Raw genomic sequence first — 21,200 nt, 5'->3', positions numbered from 1 at the left:
GTTTTACGAATTCGCAATATTGATGAGCGGCTCCCCTTTGGCAAGTTAATCTTACTCTACAGGTGGAGCCGTAAACTACAGATAGATTAGTGTGACGAAGCCCTGGTGAGGCAAAATCAGCATTTGCAGACAGAACAAGATAAACAGATAACATTCACGAGATATGTTGGTATTTTTGCTCTGTCACAATAAATATAAACATTTAATGTGGTGGCGGGAACGGGTGAAAACCACTCTTGCAACACTTAAAGGAAAGTGATATTAAAATCAGTTGGGTTCATAAATTTAATTGCAATTTTAATTATTAACACAGGAAGGTATGTTGCAAAAATGAATATCAACGTGACGGATACACCAAACCCGCAGGACGAAGAGTATGTTATTGATAGCCTTTGGGCTCACAATAATAAAACAGAAATGGTAGACATTCATCCGCTGTTCTTAACGATTACCGACGACAATGGCAAAATTGTTGCTGGATTAGTGGCCAGAACTTGGTGGGGCGGGCTTGAAGTTCAGTATCTTTGGGTGAGTGACCAATATCGTAACAGCGGATATGGTCGCCAATTAATGGAAAAAGCGGAAGAAGAAGCCTTGAAACGCGGTTGTCACATGGCTTATGTCGATACTTTCGATTTTCAGGCTAGAGGCTTTTATGAAAAATTAGGTTATTGTGTCTATGGTGATTTAGGCAGATATGCCAAAAAGTATACGCGACACTATCTGGCAAAAGAAATTTAACCCGGTTTTAATCGGCGAGGTCGTAATGGATTTGCCCGATAAAAATAATGAAATTTATTTCAAGGGCCTTATTGCCATGATGGAGCACCTAAGTGAACCATGGGGCATTAAAGATCTGAATTCCCGCCATATCTATATGAATAAGGCTGCCTATCTTTATACCAATACCCCATTGAGCTTTGAGATAGAAGGCAAGCTGGACGATGAGTTTCCTGCAAACTGGGCCGAATTTGCGTCTGACCTGATAGAACATGACAAACTGACTGAAGAGTCAAAGGATCGTGTTACCGTAATAGAAACCCATTATTGGTATGGGAAAGAGACCCTGACTCCGTTTGTTAGCGAAAAACTGCCTATTTACAACGATAGAAAAGAAGTTATCGGCATTATATGGAATGCTAAACCGCTTAATACTTTATCCCCTTTAAAATATATAAACCAACAAAAGCCCAGCATTCTGACTACCGAAGTTAGTAATAGTATTTTTACGCGGGCTGAGCTTGACGTTATATTTTTAATGCTGCAAAGATTTACTGTTAAAGAGATTGCTAAAATATATAATATCAGCACTAAAACGATAGAGAATAGAATATATACTATTTATCAAAAAGCTGATGTCCATACGTTGCAACAGTTTGAAGAGTTCTGCAAATTGGCGCATTTGGATAATTATATTCCTGATCGACTGGTATCAAAAGGGATCCAGTTTATCTGAACAACAAAGGTACACCTTATCGTGATTAAGATTGAAGATTATCCATTGAGCCGAGTGCCGCAGGATAAAAGGGTTTCATTTTTAAGTGTTGCTCTCGTTCATATGGGTATGCTGACCGCGCTGGATCAATTTATGCTCGGCGCGGTACTTGGCAATTCGATGACGCTGGTTGATGCATTCACTGCAATTCTTATCGGCAGCATAATATTTGGTGTGGTGACCTACGGTCTTGGACTGGCGGGCATGCGTGAAGGGATCTCTGGCAGCCTATTGGCTCGCTGGTGTGGTTTTGGGCGCTTGGGATCGGTGCTGATAGGTATTGTAGTCGCAGTCAGTTTACTGGGCTGGTTTGGTATTCAAAATGCTATCTTTGCTAAATCCCTTGATTTTGCCTTGGGCCACACGCTGGGCTTTGGCTGGGCAGCAGCCTTGTCCGGTGGCTTTTTGACGATACTGGTAGCGTTTGGTTTCAAGGCATTGCGTATTGCTGCAAGGATAGCGGTACCGATGTTTATTTTACTGGTGGCTTATATTTCCATCAGTACTTTATCTGGCCATAATCTTCATGAAATCATGCAATTATTGCCACCAGGTGATCCTCTGTCCATCAGCGCAGGTATCACTATCGTTGTCGGGGGGGCTATTGTAGCAAGCCTGATGACCCCGGATCTGACGCGTTACTCCAAAAACAGTAAGCATGTACTGGGTGTGACGATTTTCACCATTGTTGCTGGGGAGTTTGTGGTCAATGGTCTGGCTATCCTGATTGCCAAGACACTGGGTACGGCAGATGTTGTGACCATTATGGCTCAGGCTGCGGGTGGTGCAGGTTTGTTGGTGGTGGTGTTTTCAACATTAAGGGTCAATGACCTTAATCTGTACTCTTCTTCACTTGGCATCGTCAACGCAGTTGAGGGGCTGACCGGCAAGAAACTGAAATATATCTCAACTACGCTGATGATCGGTGTTTTGGGAACCACGCTTTCGGTGCTGGGGATCTTAGACCGGTTTGTGGATTTCCTGACCATATTGGGTGTAGTGTTCCCACCGATCATTGGCATCATGCTGGTGGATTATTACGTGCTGCGCTCTCATCGCAAAATCCTGGATAACACTCGGCTGGAAGGGAAGCTGCCTGACGAAACCCAAACACCGATTATCGGCTGGGTTGCCATCATTGCCAGTATTGTCGGCAGCGTCGTTGGTTTGGTGACTGAGTGGGGGATTCCGACTATCAACTCGCTGGTTGCCGCAAGCCTGATATATTGGCTGTTCAAAGTGGTTGTTAGTCGTAATCAAGAGCCAATTGAAGCAGAAAAAGCGGCATAACGCTTTTGTGAGTAGCTCACTCCCCAAGGTGAGGGGAGTGAGAGTCAAGCGGACTTATTACCTTTGTCATCTATTATTGCGTAACCTGATTCTTGAAGCCGCATACAATATATTTGCCTGCGAGACAGTGGCAGGATGATTTTGGGTTATGGATTCACCGATACCCATTCCCCCCAACACCTGGCATAGTTAACGCATTCAATAAAATGACTCACTAACTTTGGGTGACGAGGCATGGCGGCGGTAAATCATTGGACGCGGGATCAACTGTTAGTGGCTTTTACATTGTATAGCCAAATTCCGTTTGGCAAATTGGATTCCAGAAATCCCGATATTGTTCATTACGCCGCGTTAATTGACAGAACTCCTTCAGCACTCGCGATGAAGCTAGTTAATTTTGCCAGTTTGGATCCCTTTATTACTGACTCAGGCCGCCGCGGTTTAACCCGCGTCTCTAAGGCCGACCGAGCTTTGTGGTTGGAAATGAATGAGAATGCCGAAGTCTTTGAGCTGCAATGCCAACAGGCAATGGGCCAGTTAGAAAAACCGGCTACCCAACTGTTTGATAGTAATATGAAAGGCGATAGTGGTATTAAAGATTTTAGTGGTGGAGAAAGAACCACTATTATTAAGGCTAGAGTCGGTCAGCAGCTATTTCGTAAAAATGTATTGCACGTCTATGAAAATCGCTGCTGTATTACTGAATTAGAAGAACCTACGTTACTTGTTGCCAGCCATATTCGCCCCTGGAGTCACGGTGCAGAGCATCGACTTAACCCCAGTAATGGTCTGTGCCTTTCCAGCTTGCATGACCGTGCCTTCGATCAGGGGTTAATCACCTTTAACGAACATCTGGAAATGGTGTTATCTCCTCAAATCAAAAAACTCAAAAGCAGTATCAGTGAAGATAATTTTGCTAAATATGAAGGGCGAAAACTGCGCTTACCCATTAAGTTCATCCCTGATGAAGGACAGATGGCGTATCACCGTCAGAATATTTTCATAAAATAGGTCGTAAAATAAAAAGCGCAGCCAAGGCTGCGCCAGATTTACTTCAGCAAGAACGACTGACCCTGTTTCAGCACCAAATCACAGGCTTTGGTTTTGATTTTTTCAGTGATTTGCTCACTACCGAGGTCGTTCAGGTTCAGGCTTTTGCCTTCGCCAGTTTTCAGTAGCCCACCTAAGCCTTCTTGATAGTCCAGACTCTTGGCATTTTCGGTACTGGTTATCCCCAATTTACTCATCAATTGGTCTTTAACCGCCGTGGTGCCATCGGCAGACAGCACGTTATTTTGTACGCAATATTGCAAAATACCGGCTGCATTGGTCATGGTACTGGCACTTAGACCTTTATCGCCACCATTGAGTAAACCGGTCAGAGACGAAAGTGAAGATGAGCTGTCGCCTGATTTACCGTATTGATCAGCAGCACTTTTTACTGAGTCTAATAAGCTATTAGCGTTCGCTGTGCCGGTCAGCAGTGTGGCGGAAAAGGCCAAAGCCATGGCCAGGCGATAAGTGGTGTTCATAGAAACTCCTGTTTATAGTCGGGATCACAGCACATAGGGCGTAATACCGCCAGAAAGGCTGCCAATCATTATCTTCGGCGTAAGAATAGCTCAATGGGTACATTTTGCTGATAGGTGTTATCTGATAACAGGGAATATTTGTTGGAATTGATGCGTTTCATGCATTCAATAGACAGTAACTAAGTAAAAAAAAGATTTTTTGTGGTGTCGCCTAATACAGAAAATAATAAAATGCAGCACTTGGTGCTACACTTTAGGCGACAGGATGTCAGCTATGGCGAGAACGTTTAAAACTAAATGGTTTAATAGGGCCGCAAAATCGCATGGTATTACGGATACTGATTTATGTCTGGCTATGCAGGTAGTGATGCAGGGAAAGGTAGAGAACCTTGGTGGCGGTGTTTACAAAAAGAGGCTCAACCAAAATCAGGACCGCTCAATTATTTTGGCAAAAGGTGGAATGTGTTGGGTATATGCTTTCTTATTCGCTAAGCAGGATATGAGCAATATCGATAACACTGAGTTAGCGGACTTTAGGCTGTTGGCAAAATACTATAGCGAGCTATCTGGGGCGACAGTAACAGCTTTGATTGTGAAGAAAGAATTAATGGAGATATGTCATGGTGGTAAAAAATAAATTTAAAAGTCCTGCTTTCGAAGCAATTCATAGTGCGGTATCAGGGCTATATTCTGTCGGTGCAATCCCACAAGAGACAATGCGAAATTTTGATAAGCGCTGTGTCGCTAACGTTCATGAATTTAAACCGGATGAAATAAAACAATTACGCGAGAGATTTAATATCAGCCAACCTATTTTTGCCCGTTATCTGAACACCAGTGTTTCTACCATTCAGAAATGGGAAAATGGTGCGAAGCACCCCAATGGCTTATCACTTAAACTGCTTTCAATTGTACAAAAACATGGGATTAACGTGCTGTTGTAAGGTAAAACAGAACGGGCAGCAATAAAATATCAACTGCCCATATTGGCTAAGGCATCAGGCCAATAAAGACTGTTTTTTTGCGTGGGCCGGTCATTAACCCCTCCAGTCGTTCGACACACTTCAGGTAATGGGGTGTTTTTTTGTGAGCCGCCACCGCGTTTTCATCGGTATAGGCTTCATAGATATAGAAGCGGGTAGGGATAATCTCGTCCCTTAGCACATCAAAACGCAAATTCCCCGCCTCGCGGATCGAACCCAGGTGATTGGCGCGAAAAACATCAATAAACTGTTCAACTTTGTCATCTTTCACATTAATTTCGACGAGGGTAACGTGCATATTTCTCTCCTTACCACAAAAGGTCTTCTTATCACCGCTTGCCAGCAACTGACCGGTAGCGATCACTCAACCTTTTTCATGTAAAAACAACTGATAAGCCGTTTGTGCATTTTCATTTTTATGTACCACTGCATGAACCGCCTTCAGCATGGCAATCGGCGCTTCCGACTGGAAGATATTGCGCCCCATATCCACCCCTGACGCACCTTGATCAATGGCTTGATAGCACATTTCCAGCGCCTCACGCTCCGGCAGCTTTTTACCGCCAGCAATCACAATAGGGACCGGGCAACCGGCGGCAACGCGTTCAAATCCGCTATCGACATAATAGGTTTTAATCACTTGTGCGCCCATTTCGGCGGCGATACGGGTAGCCAGAGAGAAGTAGCGCTGGTCGCGAACCATATCTTTACCAACACCAGTGACAGCCATGGTTGGCATGCCGTAGCGCATACCCTGATCGACTAATTGAATGATGTTTTTAATTGACTGATGCTCATGCTCAGTACCGATATAAACCTGTGCTGCCACCGCGCAGGCGTTTAGCCGCAAGGCATCTTCCATCGCCACGGCGACCGCCTCGTTGGATAAATCCGTCAGAATCGAGTTAGCACCGGACGCACGTAATACCACCGGGCGATTGGCAGATGCCGGGACGACACTGCGCAAAATACCCCGGGTACACATTAAGACATCGGCATACTCAAACAGCGGGGCGATATTGATATCTATTCGCTCCAGACCGGTGGTTGGCCCCTGAAAATAGCCGTGGTCAAATGCCAGCATCACCGTGCGATTGGTTTTCGGATTGAAAATCCGCGCCAGACGGGATTGCATCCCCCAATCCAGCGAGCCGGAACCTTTAAGCGTAAAGGCAGGGTTCTGCTGCGGTACGCCAATACCGAAATCTTTACCGTCTTTAATATCGTCTAAATCAGCCATCTGTCATTACTCCCTTAGTTTTGTTCAGGCCCGCAGCGAGCGGGCCACCGAGGTTAGAAACCGTATTTGTCGATATTTTCTTTAGTGAAGATGACCCGCTGTGGCAGTAACACAATGCCACTGCCTTTTGCTTCATGGTCATAGCCCTGAATGCTGTTTGGAGCCACTTCAACCACCCCAATGTTCGGGATATCAATTTTATCGCCGACGTTTAACTCGCCTTTTTTCAGCATTTCATTGGCAACATAAACTGAAATTTTGCCTTGGTTAACCACATCCCACAGGCCAAATTCTTTTACCGTGCCGCGCTCAACATAAGGGCGCATCACGTTTGGCGTACTGAAGCCGACGATCGCGACGTTGTCGCGTTTCAGATTTTCTGCGGCTTGCGCTGCGGCGGGCAGGGCGTTGGCATCTGGGGCAATAATCACGTCCAGGTCGCCATAGGCTTTTAAGATGCCCTCTGCGGTTTGCAGCGATTTGGTGGCATCGTTATAGCCAAACTGGGTGGTCACCACTTCCCAGCCAGGGTGTTCTTGCTGGATTTTTTTCTTCGCTTCATTGACCCATTGATTCTGGTCGGTGACCGTCGGGCTGGAATAAAAGAACGCCACTTTGGCTTTATCTTTCTTCACCTGATTTGCCGCCATATCAACCAGCATCGAACCCAATTGATTCGGCGTGCCTTGATTGATATAAACCGAGCGACATTCCGGTTTGGTGTCAGAATCCCAGGTCAAGATTTTGACGCCCCGTTGCATGGCACGTTTTAGCGCCGGACACAGGCCGTCTGGTGATACAGCAGAAACCACAATGGCGTTGTAGCCCTGATTGACGAAGTTATTGATTAACTGAACCTGACCGGAAACGCTAGGTTCCGTCGGGCCATCGTAGGTCACATCCACACCCAGCTCTTTACCCGCATCTACGGCACCTTTACCGCCGCTGGTGAAGAAGCCAACTCCGACCAGTTTCGGGATAAAGGCGATGCGTTCCGCCGCTTGTGCGGCATTTATAGTGCTAAAGGTGATACAGGCAAATCCGAGGGCACAAACCAGTGCCCGCTTTTTTAATTTTTGGGTTTTCATTGCTATCTCCGAACCACTGTTGTTGTTAGATATCGAGGTGTTGGCAATTTTTTATAAAAAAGAGCAGGTTAAACAACGTTGTTTCTGCGGCGTTGTAGCCATTCATGAATCAAGTGCCGGTGCAGGCTAATGGAGCGCCCAACCACCACCAGAATCAACAGCGCGCCGGACAGCGCACTGGATATTTGGTTGGGTGTCCCAATCATTTGCAGGCCTTGCTGTAAGTAGCCCACCAGTAATACCGCCAGTGCGGTACCCAGGATGGAGCCAGAGCCGCCATAGATATTGGCCCCCCCTAGCACTACGGCGGTGATGGCTGGCATCAGGAATGACGCGCCCAAATCAGAGCGCGCGGAGCCGAAGTAAGAGACCAACAGAACGGCGGCAATGGCGGATGCCATGCCTGTCAGGGCATACAGAATGCACAAAGTGCGAGCGACGGGCAGGGCGCTATAACGGGCAACCCGACTGTTTTGCCCAATCAGGAAAACGTTACGGCCACTGTGGGTGCGGTGCATCAACAACCAAAACAGCAGCACGCAGACCATAAAGACCAGCAGCGGTATGGGCAGCCCGAACAGCGTTTGGTTGGCAAAATCGGTAAAGGCTGTCGGGAAACCGCCAATCCCCTCATAACCGGTAGCTCCTGATATCCCGGACAACAGCAGTGCACTGCCCCCGAACAGGTACATGGTGCCAAGCGTGATGACCAGCGGGTTAACACCGGTATACAGAATCAGCCCGGCATTAATCAAACCGCACAGTGCGCCAACCACCAGCGTCAGCGGGATGGCGATACTCATGGGGACACCGGCCTGAAACATCACTCCAAGAGATATGGAGCACAATCCAATAGTCGAACCAAATGAGATATCGATACCACCACTGACAATTACCATGGTCAGCGGCAGGGCGACAATCCCTATGCAGATAAAATCACTGGTACTAAACAGCAACACATTGATATCCAACATGCGTGAATTCGATAAGCCAAACAGCAGGATCTCCAGTATCAACAAGGCAGCCAGAGCCAGTTCCCATCCATAACGTCGGTAAAGACTCATCATGCCACCTCTTTTTTAATTAATGATTTTCCGTTCGATGTTTTGTTATTGGCTGATTTAAAAGGGGGTATAGCGGTTTTCTTCTTTTTACCCGCCGCGACTGGGCGGGGGGTAAAGCGGGCATATTTCTGCTGGCGGATATTACGCTCAACAGCACAGCGTAGGCGGCCATCGAACACCAGCACGGCCAACAGCACTAAACCGGCAATAAAGTCGTTCCACCAAGCCGGTAGGCGCAGCAGCACCAATACGCTGTCGATTTGTGTCAGCAGATATGCCCCGAGAATGGCGCCAATGATGGTGCCGGTGCCACCGAGTAGACTGATGCCGCCGAGGACACAGGCGGCAATGGCTTTCATTTCTAACCCGCTGCCGGTCTGATTAGGAATAAAGCCAATTTGTGAGGCGAAGACGATCCCGGCCAGTGCGGCCATTACGCCATTCATTGAGAAAGCAAAAATACGGATGCTGTCGGTACGGATACCCAGTTGGCGTGCGCCCTGCAAGTTGTCACCGATGGCATAGAAGCTGCGGCCAAAGGCGGTTTTACCCAACAGCCAGGCCATGGCCACGATCAGCAACATAATCAGCCAGCCAATGGGAGAGATAGAAAACAGGATTGGCGTTGATAAACTTTTCAGGTCTGCCGGTAGCCCTTCGATCCATTTACCGCCAGTCAGTAATAGCATCAAACCACGGTATAGCCCCAAGGTACCCAGGGTGGCAACAATCGCCGGGATGCGCAGCCAGGTAACCAGAATGCCATTAAAGAAGCCCGCCACCATGCCAACCAACAGGGCAAACAGGCAGGACATTGCCAGCCCAAAACCGGCATTGAGCGCCATACCCACTGCCACCGCACATAACCCGGCGATCGAGCCGACGGACACATCGATATTACGGGTCAGCATTACCATGGTGGCACCGATTGCCAGCAAGATAAGGATCTGCGCGCTGCTGAAAATCATGGTGAATGTTTGTAAACTGAAGTAATTACTGTCGATCACGCCAAGCAAGGCAAATAAGGCGAGGATCGCTAGCAGGGCGGTGCCTTCGCGATTGTTTTGAATAAATTGGTAGCTTTGGATAAATTTCAACATGATGCGCCCTCATTTTCAGCAGATTGGCGGGCGTCGGTATGATGTTCACCAAAAGCCAGATGCATAATGGTATCGACATTCATTGTAGGACCATTGAGTGCACCGCTGATTTCCCCCTGATGCATGACCAACACGCGATCCGCCATCTGCACCACTTCCTCCAAATCAGACGAGATAAATATGATCGCCACATGCTGCTCGGAAATGCTGCGGATCAATTGATAGATATCGCTGCGGGCTGATACATCGACCCCACGGGTGGGTTCATCAATAATCAGCAATAGCGGATTGGCTTCGAGACACTTGGCAATCAGTAATTTCTGCTGATTACCACCGGATAAGGTGCGCACTGGCTGCTCCAGATGGCTGAACTTAATGTTCAGCGCCCGGCGATAACGTTCCAGAATGGCGGCTTCCTGTGCCGGATGGGTCCATAACCCTTGATTACTCTGAGTCAGCGAACAGACATTCCAGCTTAAAGGGGCATCCAGATAAAGGCCGGAGGCCTGCCTGTCTTCTGGCAGATAAACCAGACCGGCCGCTAAACGATGGACGGTTTTTAGGGTGGTGATGTCGATATCTTCCAGCATGATGCTGCCCGCGCTGACAGGCCGTAAGCCATACAGCGTTTCAGCCAGCTCGGTTCTGCCTGCACCGACCACGCCCGCCAGCCCAAGAATTTCACCGGCATGCACCTCGAAAGAGATATGAGCAAAACCTTCGCCGCTCAGGTCAGTGACGGCTATCACCGGTTGATTGGACTGGGCGCGCGCTTGAGAACGGCGGTTACCTGGCAGTTCTAGCCATAGCTTCTGGGTATCAGATAATTCGCTATTTTTCGCCTGCGGGGTAATGGCCTGAATAATGGTGTCGGTTGAGAAATCGTTAGTTGTACCACTCAGTGCAATACCGCCATCGCGCATCACGCTGACCCAATCCGCCAGTTGACGAATTTCAGGCAGTTTGTGGGAGATAAAGACCACGCCGACACCCTGCTGCAATAACATTTTTATTTGACTAAATAGACGGTTGGTTTCCGCCGGTGTCAGCGAGGCGGTCGGCTCATCAAGGATCAAAATACGAGAATCACGCATCAAGCCACGCATGATCTCTACTAACTGCTGATCGGCGACATCCAGTGAACCGGCACTAACTGACAGATCCAAATGGCAACCCAAACTTTTCAGTAACTGCGCCATCTTCTTCTTATCGGCCTGATGCTTGGGTAAGCGAAACAACATATTTTCCTGCACCGACAGGTTGGCAAATAGCATTGGTTCTTGCGGCACCAGATAAATGCCTAACTGATGTGCTTTGGCAGGAGTGAGGTTAAGACAAGGTTGCCCATTGATCTCGATAGTGCCGCTATCCGGTGGAAGTATTCCGGCAATGATTTTCATCAGCGTCGATTTCCCCGCCCCATTTCCCCCTAGCAAGGCGTGGACCTGACCCGGTTGCAGCGTAAAATCGATATTCTTCAATACCACTACGCCGGAAAACTGTTTACTGATACCACGTACCTGGAGCAGTGGTGGCGGATTGGTGTGCGGCATCAGAAACTCCTGGTTATCCCCTTGGTACTTGAAGCCGCAGGGGGGACTGTGTTCAATAACCCGAATCACTGACTTGAGTAAGCTCATCGGGATTATCTCACTTGCCGCCTACCTGCAATGCCAATTACTTTGGGTTGTAGTGAATGATTAAAGTGAACAAAAATAATTTAAAATTAAAAGTGTTCAAAAAAGATAGCGGTATAATCCCACCAATGGCGTAATCAAGATCACATTTCTGTGAATAAAAAAATTTAAATTAAAATATGTTCAAATATATTGGCTAAGCTGTTAGCGTGGTTATCAATTGAAATTTAACATTCGTGACTTCATTATTTGAGTCGATAAGTTGTTTGAATTGATAAGCAGTAAGAAAGGAATCACCAGTAATGATGAAAGAAAAGTCGGCAGTAAAAGAAAAACCTATGTCGTCCAACGATGAATACAAATATCCGGGTAATTGTATGAGTGAAGAGGAACTGCTCGCTCGTATTGCGTGGTTTTATTATCACGATGGCTTAACACAAGGGGATATTGGCGAACTGCTGGGTCTGACCAGACTAAAGGTCTCCAGATTGCTGGAGAAAGGCCGCCAGTCTGGGGTCATCCGGGTACAGATTAATTCGCGCTATGAGGGTTGTCTGGAACTGGAGAACTCGCTGCAACAGCACTTTGGTCTCAAGCATGTCCGCATTTTGCCGTCCCTTGCTGACCTCAGTATTAGCAGCCGGTTGGGGATTGGCGCGGCACATTTATTGATGGCATTGATACAACCGCAGCAATTACTGGCGGTTGGTTTCGGTGAAACCACCATGTGTGCCTTGCAGCATCTGAGTGGTTTTATTGCCTCACAGCAGATTCGGCTGGTCACCCTCTCTGGTGGGGTAGGCTCTTATATGACTGGGATTGGTCAATTGGATGCGGCTTGTCAGGTCAGCATTATTCCCGCGCCGCTGCGAGCTTCCAGCGCCAAGGTGGCTGAAACCTTCCGTCAGGAAAGCAGTGTCCGTGATGTGATGCTGGCTGCTTGTGCGGCAGATGTGGCGGTAGTCGGTATTGGCTCGGTGAATCAACAAAAAGAAGCCACTATTTTGCGCTCAGGTTATATCAGCGAAGGTGAACAATTAATGTTCAGCCGCAAAGGGGCAGTTGGCGATATCCTCGGCTACTTTATGCAGGCTGATGGTACCTTGGCCGCAGAGATGCAAATTCATCAGGAATTGATAGGTATTTCGCTGGCAGACCTTACCACCATCCCGACGGTCATTGGGGTCGCTGGTGGAGTGGAGAAATCAGAGGCGATTGTTGCTGCGTTGCAGGGCAAATATGTCAATGCTCTGGTCACCGATGAGCTCACCGCAAGGTCAATTATCAAATTGATTTAATTAACTATTTTTACAATATTCAATTTATGGCAGTAGAGGACAGATTGATACACGAATTTATATAAAACACATTGAAGCTGAGGATCGAACAATGAATCAACTCTCATCGGCTGAATACCTGATGGCTTTGGATGCAGGCACCGGCAGTGTTCGGGCTGTGATATTTGATCTTAATGGTCATCAGATAGCCGCCGGGCAGGCTGAGTGGCTACATTTACCGGTACCTGATGTTCCAGGGTCGATGGAGTTTGATTTAACCACCAACTGGAAGCTGACCTGTCAGTGCATCCGTCAGGCATTGCATCAGGCCAAGCTACCCGCAAGTGCTATCCGTGCTGTTGCGGCCTGTTCAATGCGTGAGGGTATTGTGCTCTATGACCGCAGCGGTAAACCTATCTGGGCCTGTGCTAATGTCGATGCTCGTGCCAGCCGTGAAGTCAGTGAGCTGAAAGAGCTGCACAATAATGAATTTGAATTTGAGGTTTATCAGTGTTCGGGTCAGACCTTGGCCCTGAGTGCCATGCCCCGCTTACTGTGGTTAGCGCATTACCGCCCGGATATCTATCGTCAGGCAGGCACCTTAACCATGATAAGCGACTGGCTAGCCAATATGCTCAGTGGCGAATTGGCGGTTGATCCCTCCAATGCCGGTACCACCGGAATGCTGGATTTAGTCACCCGTAACTGGCAACCGAACTTGCTGGAAATGGCGGGGCTACGTGCCGATATCTTATCGCCAGTCAAAGAAACCGGGACTTTGCTCGGCCATGTTACGGCACAGGCCGCAGAGGAGTGTGGGTTGCTGGCCGGAACGCCGGTAGTGATGGGGGGTGGGGATGTACAACTCGGTTGTTTAGGGCTGGGAGTAGTACAGCCGGGCCAGACGGCGGTATTGGGCGGCAGCTTCTGGCAGCAAGTGGTTAACTTGCCGAAGCCGATTACCGATCCCAATATGAATACCCGCATTAACCCGCATGTTATCCCCGGTATGGTGCAGGCAGAATCCATCAGCTTCTTTACTGGCCTGACCATGCGTTGGTTCCGTGATGCGTTTTGCGCTGAAGAAAAATTAATGGCGCAGCGATTGGGAATAGATACCTACAGCTTGCTGGAAGATATGGCCGCCCGCGTACCGGCAGGTGCTTATGGGGTAATGCCTATCTTCTCTGATGTGATGCGCTTTAAATCTTGGTATCACGCCGCACCCTCATTTATTAACCTCTCCCTTGATCCTGAAAAATGCAATAAAGCCACCTTATTCCGCGCACTGGAAGAGAATGCCGCCATAGTCTCGGCCTGTAATTTGGCACAAATTGCAGAATTCTCCGGCGTCAAAGCCTCTTCTGTGGTATTTGCCGGGGGAGGGGCAAAAGGCAAACTGTGGAGCCAAATTCTGGCCGATGTGACGGGGGTTCCGGTTCGGGTGCCGGTGGTCAAAGAAGCCACTGCGTTAGGTTGCGCTATCGCTGCGGGTGTCGGTATCGGGCTATATGAAGCACTGGACAAAACCGGTGAACAACTGGTGCGCTGGGAGCGGGAGTTCACGCCGAATATTGAACATCAGGCCCTGTATCAGGCGGCGAAAGTAAACTGGCAAGCAGTGTATACCGATCAGTTGACGCTGGTGGATAGTGGGCTGACGACCTCTTTATGGAAAGCGCCCGGTCTCTAAAATTGACTATCTTACTTGCCAGCTTGAGCTTCGGGGCAGTGCTCATCACCGTCACATACTTGTGTATGCTCCGGTTCTTGCGCGCTGTCCGCACTCAATCTGCCTGCGCCGATAACGTCAATTTTGTCTAATTGACTATCTTACTTGCCAGCTTGAGCTTCGGGGCAGTGCTCAAGCTGCCTGCGCTGATAACGTCGATTGGTTTTATTGTTTGATAAGAACAGACAACTCAGATAATAGTCGACGGGGAAACGTGCCGTTGGGGTCGTAGCGACGTCAGTCGCCGGAGCGCCCCTAGGTGCGGTCAACCCGTCGCCCACGATATACGAGCGGGCTAACCAAATAAAGAATTGCCATGCAGTAAACACTTGGATAGCATGATTCCCCCTCTTTCGTTGCCGATGATGGCGCATCCTATGATGAATACATCAAATAAGACAGAATCACCTGCCGGGCAACCTTCTGCTCCTGTTCCTACTGCCCACCAAGGGGCATATAACCTACCGGATACACTGCGGGAGAAAGACAATGTTCAGCGCATTTTGGTCATTAAATTACGCCATTTCGGCGATGTCCTGCTCACTACGCCGTTACTGAGCACGCTAAAAGCTAATTACCCGCAGGCGAAAATCGACGTACTGCTGTATGGCGGAACGCAAGAGATGCTGCGAGAGAATAAAACAGTTAATCATGCGTTTATTGTAGATCGTGGCCTCAAACATGCGGGCTTAAAAGCACAAATCAGGGGTGAAAAAACGCTGTTTAATGCCTTGAAAGAGCATCACTATGATCTGATCCTCAATTTATCCGATCAGTGGCGGGCCGCAGCATATTGTCGTTTATTAAAGCCCGGCTTCAGTATTGGTTTTCATTACCCAAAACGCGACACCTGGCTATGGCGTTACTGCCATTCCACTTTGGTGGATATCCCCAATGCCGCTGAGCGGCACACCGTACTCAATAATCTGGATATCCTTGCGCCGCTGCAACTGACTGATATCAGAACCGATGTCACCATGGCTTATGGCCCACAGGATGCTGAGCGGGTAAAACAGCTGTGTCAGCAACGTAATATTGATGACTACATATTGATTCAACCTTCTGCCCGTTGGAAATTCAAAACCTGGGCCAGCGAATCATTCAGCCACTTGATCAACCATCTCACCGAACAGGGTGAAACGGTTCTCCTGACCGGCGGTAAAGACCAAGCCGAACTGGACTATATCGCTGAAATTATTGCAGGATGCACGCAACCTGAAAAAGTGGTTAATTTGTCGGGTCTTTTGGCTCTGCCGGAATTGGCGGTATTGATCGATAACGCTAAGCTCTTTATTGGTGTCGATTCAGTGGCAATGCATATGGCAGCGGCCCTGCAAACCCCTGCAGTGGTGCTATTTGGCCCCAGCAATCTTAATCAATGGCATCCGTGGCAGGCCCCACATACCCTTTTATGGGCCGGGCATTACCGTACTTTACCGCACCCTAACGAGATAGATACTGACACCACCGATCGCTATCTGAATGCCATTCCAGTGAACGACGTCATCGATGCAGTTGACTCCTGGCGTGCTCAAAGCCAGTAATGTGCGAGTAACGAGTCTGTATCAGTACTTTATTCCCCCAACCAGCCTAAGCTGAGAGAATTATGACAATCCCATCGACTTCTTTGCCGGCCACTATCCCGGTTAACCTGCGCCGTGAAATACTGGGCGGTATGGCGGCATTGCTGCTGGGTATTTCCTTACCGACATCCAGTTCATTGATCAATATATCCTTGGTTCTCATCCTGATTTGTCTGATTGTTAACCGTAACTCACTGCAATTTAAACCATTACTAACTAATCCTCTGATTTACTTACCTGCCGTCATGTTTGCACTGTTGGCATTGTCACTGCTGTTCTCGCACAACAGCTATGGCCCGGATATGGTAGGGAAATATAAGAAACTTCTTTATATCCTGCCACTGGCCCTGTTCTTTGTGAACCAGCCACGATGGGTAAAACTGTTCTGTATCGGTTTTTTAGTGGCTAATGCAGTGGCATTGATTGGTACACTAGCCGTCGGGGTATTACACATTCCAATTGGGAATGTGGACCCAACCAATCCAACCATTTTTAAACTACAAATCACCCAAAACTTCTTTATGGCTTTAGCTGCCATGCTGTGGCTGGCGCTAGCCTTCAAAAATCAGGGGTGGAAGCGCTGGGGTTATGGCCTGCTTGTCGCGGCTGCCAGCTACAGTATTCTGTTCCTGGTGCTGGGGCGCACCGGTTATGTCGCGCTGGTGGTTGGATTAGGTATGTGGTTGTTCTTCTCGCTGGGCAGCCGCCAACGTTGGTTATTGGTTGCACTGGGGGCGGTGGCGTTTACTGCGCTGCTGGTGATCCCTAATAAGGCGACTTCCCGTATCGTACAGGGCGTTGATGAGATAAAAATCTGTATGGCTGCATCCACCGGCAATGTCAATGATGCTTGCCGTTCGTCAATGGGACAACGTTCAGCTTTTGCCATTGAGGCCGTTCGGTTAATTAAACAATCACCGATGCTGGGTCACGGTGCCGGTGGCTTCTATTATGAAAATCCGAAAGCCAATTACAAAATTAATAATCCACATAACCAATATCTGTTGGAAACCATCCAATCAGGTGTGGTTGGTCTGATTATCTTCCTGGCATGGATTGTCTGTTGTTATCGCGCGATTTGGCAACAAACACCCATTTTACGCAATGTGTTACTGGCAGTCTTAACCAGCTATATGGCGTGTAATTTCTTTAACTCATTCCTGCTAGATTCCTCTGAAGGCCATCTATTTATGATCTTTGTAGCAATTTTGGCGGGTTATTCAGTGGCAGGTACTCAGCAACTATCGGATAAGCAGCTAACCGAATAGCGTACATTTACCGCGAATATAATGTCCTAAGCAACGGCTTCCTAATGGGAGCCGTGTTTCGTTGCACCACGATATTTTCATACAACGTTGCTAAGGTTATGGCTGATTACGATAATTTAAAAAATAGCCAGCATGCTCATTTGGATGGGAGGATGATGAATAAAATGTGAATTTAATGCACTAAATCCATATATTTTATTTAACTTTTATTTTTCTGCAGAGAATAATATGACGATAGGCTAAGATAAATCTTATGTTATTTCATCGATACCATCCCATTGCTTATCAGATTATTCAGCATTAAACATCAAGTTTTCTAACGATACCTTTAAATAAAAATCTAGTGGAGACGTCTTGTGAACATCTAATTATGGCACTGGTTAAGGGGGCTAGTAAGATGATAAAGGTGAATTAATAGAAAGTTTTTATAAGATATGGACTATTTTTATGGAAAAAGCACTGTATGTAACATATTGAAAACAAACAGTTTTTTATTATATCATCAATGGTCAATCTTTAACTCTAGACTATATATTTATATATCGCAAGATGATATACATTCTTATCTACGATGAGTTTTTAAATAAATTAGCATTTTGGGGTTATTTTAAATAACCCACCTAAAAAAACAGATGTCTATGCCCATGAAATGGGTGGGATGCAGTGAATTAAACTAATAGACGATTGACTTTATATACAAAATGATGACTTTGATCACGGTAGAAACATTCCGATGTAGGTGATAATTTTTGCAACAATTGGTATATTGTAAGACTTGGTCTACTTTCCCACAATTATGCAATAGTTTTAAAGAGTACTATGATAACTATGTATTTATGTCGATAAGTGGGTTTGGGTGAATCTGTTTATGGGATAAACAGATTCAACATTTGTAACTTAATTTATCCAATGTCATTGAGAGCATTATGGCCAATTCAACAACCAATAAATTATCTTTACCGGCCCTTACCTCATTGGTGGTCGGTTCAATGATCGGGGCCGGTATATTTTCGTTACCGGCGACCTTCGGGCGTGCAACGGGTGGGTTCGGCGCATTGATCGCCTGGTGTATCGCCGGTGGCGGTATGTTAATGCTGGCGTTTGTTTTCCAAACATTAGCACAGCGTAAACCTAATCTTGATTCTGGCGTATTTATTTACGCAAAAGAAGGCTTCGGCGATTATCTTGGTTTCGCCTCTGCATTAGGCTTCTGGGCCGGTACCTGTATTGGTAACGTTTCTTACTTTGTGCTGATTAAATCAACTTTAGGGGCCTTCTTCCCTATATTTGGTGATGGCAATACCATTCCTGCGGTATTAGTGGCCTCCGTCATTTTATGGGGATTCCATATCCTGATATTACGGGGTGTTAAAGAAGCGGCGGCAATTAATACCATTGCGACCTTTGCCAAAATAATTCCTATCTTCATTTTCGTCATTGTGTTGATTTTTGCCTTTAAAGGCGATGTGTTCGCCTTGAACTTCTGGGGCACGCCAGATGTGATTAAAAGTGTCGATTTATCCCACCTGAATGACTACGGCTATGTTGGCCATGCAGCGGCCGTCATGGCGCCGGTTACTGAGCCTGAATCTTTATTCTCTCAGGTGCGTAGTACCATGCTGGTCACCGTATTTGTATTCCTGGGTATCGAAGGGGCAAGCGTTTATTCACGTTATGCCAAAGAACGTAGCCATGTCGGTATTGCAACGGTGCTGGGCTTCATCGGTGTATTGTGCCTGTTGGTACTGATCACCATGTTGTCTTACGGTGTGATGTTACGTCCTGATTTGGCCGCGTTACGTCAGCCATCAATGGCCGGTGTACTGGAAGCGATAGTGGGCCGCTGGGGAGCTATCTTCATCAGTATTGGCCTGATCATCTCGGTGTTGGGTGCTTATTTATCATGGTCACTGTTGGCAGCGGAAGTGCTGTTCTCTGCGGCCAAGAGTAAAAGCATGCCAAAAATCTTCGGAACTGAAAACAGTAATGCGGTGCCTTCAGCCGCGGTTTGGTTGACCAATATCTTTATTCAAGTGTTCTTAATTCTGACCTTGTTTACTGATTATGCTTTCCAACTGGCGTTGGAATTAACCAGCTCATTGACGCTGATCCCTTATTTATTGGTGGGAGCTTACGGGCTAAAACTGGCCTGGACTGGTGAGACTTATGACACCAATGCCCGCGGTCACAGAAAAGATTTAATTTTTGCGCTTATTGCGACTTTCTACTCTGCACTGATGATTTACGCCGGTGGCATGAAATACTTGCTGCTGTCGGCCATTATTTACGGCCCCGGCACAATTTTGTATCTAATTGCCAAACGTGAACAGCATCAAAAAGCCTTTAATAGCTACGAAAGAATACTGTTTATTGTTCTGATTATTGCTGCGGTTGCTGCGATTTATAGCATCGCCACCGGAATTATCACCATATAATTGATTGGAGTTTTTATGTCAGATAAAGCGAAGAAAGCCCAGGCTAAAACCAAATTTGGCGTTCATTCTGAAGTTGGGAAACTGCATAAAGTGATGGTCTGCGCCCCTGGTCGCGCCCATAACCGCCTGACACCCAGTAATTGTGATGAATTATTATTTGATGATGTGCTGTGGGTAGAAAGAGCCAAGCGCGACCACTTCGATTTTATGACCAAAATGCGTGAACGTGGTGTTGATGTGGTTGAGATGCATAATTTGCTGGCTGAGACTGTGGCCATTCCGGCGGCGAAAAAGTGGATCCTGGATCAGCAAATTGTGCCAAATGAAGTGTCACTGGGCATTTTGCAAGAAACCCGCAGCTATCTGGAAAGTCTGAAGCCGCGGGTGTTAGCTGAAGTACTGATTGGTGGTTTATCGACCACTGAACTGCATAACGACGGCAAGTGCGACAAAGAAGAGTTGAAGTTGATCCGTGAAGCGGTGGGTATCACTGAATATCTGTTACCGCCGTTGCCTAATACCTTATATACCCGTGATACCACCTGCTGGATTTACGGTGGTGTGACGCTGAACCCGTTGTACTGGCCAGCGCGTCATGAAGAAACCATCCTGACCAGCGCTATCTATAAATTCCACCCGGATTTTGGCGATGCCAATGTGAAAGTTTGGTGGGGTGACCCGACGCAGCATCACGGTAGCGCGACCCTGGAAGGGGGCGATGTGATGCCGATTGGCAATAAAACGGTATTAATCGGCATGAGTGAGCGAACGTCTCACCAGGCGATTACCCAGTTAGCACAATCGCTGTTTAAAGATAGTGCAGGGCAGGTGGAGCGCGTGATGATTGCAGCCATGCCTAAATTGCGTGCTGCCATGCATCTGGATACCGTGTTCACCTTCTGTGACCGCGATGTTGTGACGTTATATCCGGCGATTGTGAATCAGATCCAAACCTTCTCACTGCGCCCTGATAATGGCCCAACCGGTATCAAGTTAAGTCGCGATAAAGGCAGCTTTATTGACGCGGTTGCCGGGGCATTGAACCTGAAAAAACTGCGGGTAGTGGAGACCGAAGGTAACGATTACGACACCGAGCGTCAGCAATGGGACAGTGGTAACAACATGGTAGCGCTGTCTCCGGGTGTGGTTATGGCTTATGACCGCAATACCAAAACTAACACCCAGTTGCGTAAAGAAGGGGTGGAAGTGATTGAAATCGTTGGCAGCGAATTAGGCCGTGGGCGTGGGGGCGGTCACTGTATGACTTGCCCAATTACCCGGGATGCCGTCGATTATTAATCCCCTGCGGCCTTGAAGCTACAGGGTTGTTAGCTGCGCGTACTCACCCGAATCACTGACTTGGAGTCAGCTCATCGGGAGTCGTTTGCTGGCAGCCTACCTGTGACTCCAATGACTTTGGGGATGCTTTGCGGCCTTGAAGCCACAGGGTTGTTAGCTGCGCGTACTCACCCGAAT

Annotated in this window: 19 protein-coding genes; 12 read left to right on the top strand and 7 right to left on the bottom strand. The window is 47.4% G+C overall.

All coding sequences use genetic code 11. From position 1 onward, the window contains the following. Nucleotides 1–330: 330 nt before the first annotated feature. The 4 genes from AEP37_RS04720 to AEP37_RS04705 all read left to right on the top strand — a co-directional run bounded on the left by AEP37_RS04720 (nucleotide 331) and on the right by AEP37_RS04705 (nucleotide 3,796). Nucleotides 331–741 (top strand): GNAT family N-acetyltransferase, encoded by a 411-nt coding sequence (locus AEP37_RS04720; protein ID WP_049610629.1) that lies wholly within the window; start codon nucleotides 331–333, stop codon nucleotides 739–741. Nucleotides 742–766: 25 nt separating this feature from the next. After that, nucleotides 767–1,456: a helix-turn-helix transcriptional regulator gene (locus tag AEP37_RS04715; RefSeq protein WP_049610626.1), complete on the top strand. Its 690-nt coding sequence runs from the start codon at nucleotides 767–769 to the stop codon at nucleotides 1,454–1,456. Nucleotides 1,457–1,477: 21 nt separating this feature from the next. After that, a complete protein-coding gene (locus AEP37_RS04710) occupies nucleotides 1,478–2,785 on the top strand; it encodes a cytosine permease (protein ID WP_049610624.1) in 1,308 nt (435 codons plus the stop codon). A 234-nt stretch (nucleotides 2,786–3,019) separates the two neighbouring features. Continuing rightward, nucleotides 3,020–3,796 carry an HNH endonuclease gene (locus AEP37_RS04705; protein WP_049610621.1) on the top strand — a complete coding sequence of 259 codons (777 nt, stop codon included), beginning with the start codon at nucleotides 3,020–3,022 and terminating at the stop codon, nucleotides 3,794–3,796. Between the two features lie 38 nt (nucleotides 3,797–3,834). Here AEP37_RS04705 and AEP37_RS04700 read toward each other — a convergent pair whose 3' ends face one another. Next, nucleotides 3,835–4,317 carry a DUF2501 domain-containing protein gene (locus AEP37_RS04700; protein ID WP_049610618.1) on the bottom strand — a complete coding sequence of 161 codons (483 nt, stop codon included), beginning with the start codon at nucleotides 4,315–4,317 and terminating at the stop codon, nucleotides 3,835–3,837. A gap of 274 nt (nucleotides 4,318–4,591) precedes the next feature. Here AEP37_RS04700 and AEP37_RS04695 point away from each other — a divergent pair, with 274 nt between their 5' ends. Both AEP37_RS04695 and AEP37_RS04690 read left to right on the top strand, forming a co-directional pair. Further along, nucleotides 4,592–4,954 (top strand): type II toxin-antitoxin system RelE/ParE family toxin, encoded by a 363-nt coding sequence (locus AEP37_RS04695; protein WP_049610615.1) that lies wholly within the window; start codon nucleotides 4,592–4,594, stop codon nucleotides 4,952–4,954. Next, nucleotides 4,938–5,261: a helix-turn-helix domain-containing protein gene (locus tag AEP37_RS04690; protein WP_049610612.1), complete on the top strand. Its 324-nt coding sequence runs from the start codon at nucleotides 4,938–4,940 to the stop codon at nucleotides 5,259–5,261. Before AEP37_RS04695 ends, AEP37_RS04690 begins: the two co-directional genes overlap by 17 nt. A 46-nt stretch (nucleotides 5,262–5,307) precedes the next feature. On the opposite strand, the gene lsrG is transcribed toward AEP37_RS04690, so the two are convergent. The 6 genes from lsrG to lsrA form a co-directional block, all read right to left on the bottom strand. Continuing rightward, nucleotides 5,308–5,598 carry a (4S)-4-hydroxy-5-phosphonooxypentane-2,3-dione isomerase gene (lsrG, locus tag AEP37_RS04685; protein ID WP_049610610.1) on the bottom strand — a complete coding sequence of 97 codons (291 nt, stop codon included), beginning with the start codon at nucleotides 5,596–5,598 and terminating at the stop codon, nucleotides 5,308–5,310. Nucleotides 5,599–5,664: 66 nt separating this feature from the next. Continuing rightward, nucleotides 5,665–6,540 carry a 3-hydroxy-5-phosphonooxypentane-2,4-dione thiolase gene (gene lsrF, locus AEP37_RS04680; RefSeq protein WP_049610607.1) on the bottom strand — a complete coding sequence of 292 codons (876 nt, stop codon included), beginning with the start codon at nucleotides 6,538–6,540 and terminating at the stop codon, nucleotides 5,665–5,667. 53 nt (nucleotides 6,541–6,593) lie between these two features. Further along, a complete protein-coding gene (gene lsrB / locus AEP37_RS04675) occupies nucleotides 6,594–7,628 on the bottom strand; it encodes an autoinducer 2 ABC transporter substrate-binding protein LsrB (RefSeq protein WP_049610606.1) in 1,035 nt (344 codons plus the stop codon). 68 nt (nucleotides 7,629–7,696) lie between these two features. After that, nucleotides 7,697–8,695 (bottom strand): autoinducer 2 ABC transporter permease LsrD, encoded by a 999-nt coding sequence (gene lsrD, locus AEP37_RS04670; RefSeq protein WP_280512711.1) that lies wholly within the window; start codon nucleotides 8,693–8,695, stop codon nucleotides 7,697–7,699. Next, a complete protein-coding gene (gene lsrC / locus AEP37_RS04665; protein ID WP_049610601.1) occupies nucleotides 8,692–9,792 on the bottom strand; it encodes an autoinducer 2 ABC transporter permease LsrC in 1,101 nt (366 codons plus the stop codon). Before lsrC ends, lsrD begins: the two co-directional genes overlap by 4 nt. After that, on the bottom strand, nucleotides 9,786–11,345 hold the full coding sequence (lsrA, locus tag AEP37_RS04660; protein ID WP_049610598.1) for an autoinducer 2 ABC transporter ATP-binding protein LsrA: 1,560 nt from the start codon (nucleotides 11,343–11,345) through the stop codon (nucleotides 9,786–9,788). The genes lsrC and lsrA overlap by 7 nt, the downstream gene beginning before the upstream one ends. 386 nt (nucleotides 11,346–11,731) lie before the next feature. On the opposite strand from lsrA, the gene lsrR reads away from it, so the two are divergent. The 6 genes from lsrR (at nucleotide 11,732) to arcA (ending at nucleotide 21,023) form a co-directional block, all read left to right on the top strand. After that, nucleotides 11,732–12,727: a transcriptional regulator LsrR gene (lsrR, locus tag AEP37_RS04655; protein ID WP_202905457.1), complete on the top strand. Its 996-nt coding sequence runs from the start codon at nucleotides 11,732–11,734 to the stop codon at nucleotides 12,725–12,727. Between the two features lie 91 nt (nucleotides 12,728–12,818). Beyond that, entirely contained in the window at nucleotides 12,819–14,399 is a 1,581-nt protein-coding gene (lsrK, locus tag AEP37_RS04650; RefSeq protein ID WP_049610595.1) for an autoinducer-2 kinase, read from the top strand. A gap of 416 nt (nucleotides 14,400–14,815) precedes the next feature. Continuing rightward, nucleotides 14,816–15,982: a putative lipopolysaccharide heptosyltransferase III gene (gene rfaQ / locus AEP37_RS04645; protein ID WP_049610592.1), complete on the top strand. Its 1,167-nt coding sequence runs from the start codon at nucleotides 14,816–14,818 to the stop codon at nucleotides 15,980–15,982. Nucleotides 15,983–16,065: 83 nt separating this feature from the next. After that, nucleotides 16,066–17,289 (top strand): O-antigen polysaccharide ligase WaaL-ps, encoded by a 1,224-nt coding sequence (gene waaL-ps / locus AEP37_RS04640; protein ID WP_156168523.1) that lies wholly within the window; start codon nucleotides 16,066–16,068, stop codon nucleotides 17,287–17,289. A 926-nt stretch (nucleotides 17,290–18,215) separates the two neighbouring features. Beyond that, nucleotides 18,216–19,724: an amino acid permease gene (locus tag AEP37_RS04635; protein ID WP_049610585.1), complete on the top strand. Its 1,509-nt coding sequence runs from the start codon at nucleotides 18,216–18,218 to the stop codon at nucleotides 19,722–19,724. A gap of 15 nt (nucleotides 19,725–19,739) precedes the next feature. Continuing rightward, a complete protein-coding gene (gene arcA / locus AEP37_RS04630) occupies nucleotides 19,740–21,023 on the top strand; it encodes an arginine deiminase (protein ID WP_049610582.1) in 1,284 nt (427 codons plus the stop codon). Nucleotides 21,024–21,200 lie beyond the last annotated feature (177 nt).

This window comes from Yersinia pekkanenii (assembly GCF_001152565.1).
Lineage (GTDB): Bacteria > Pseudomonadota > Gammaproteobacteria > Enterobacterales > Enterobacteriaceae > Yersinia > Yersinia pekkanenii.
Note: the sequence above shows the minus strand (reverse complement) of the source record. Positions and strands in the feature narration are given on the sequence as shown.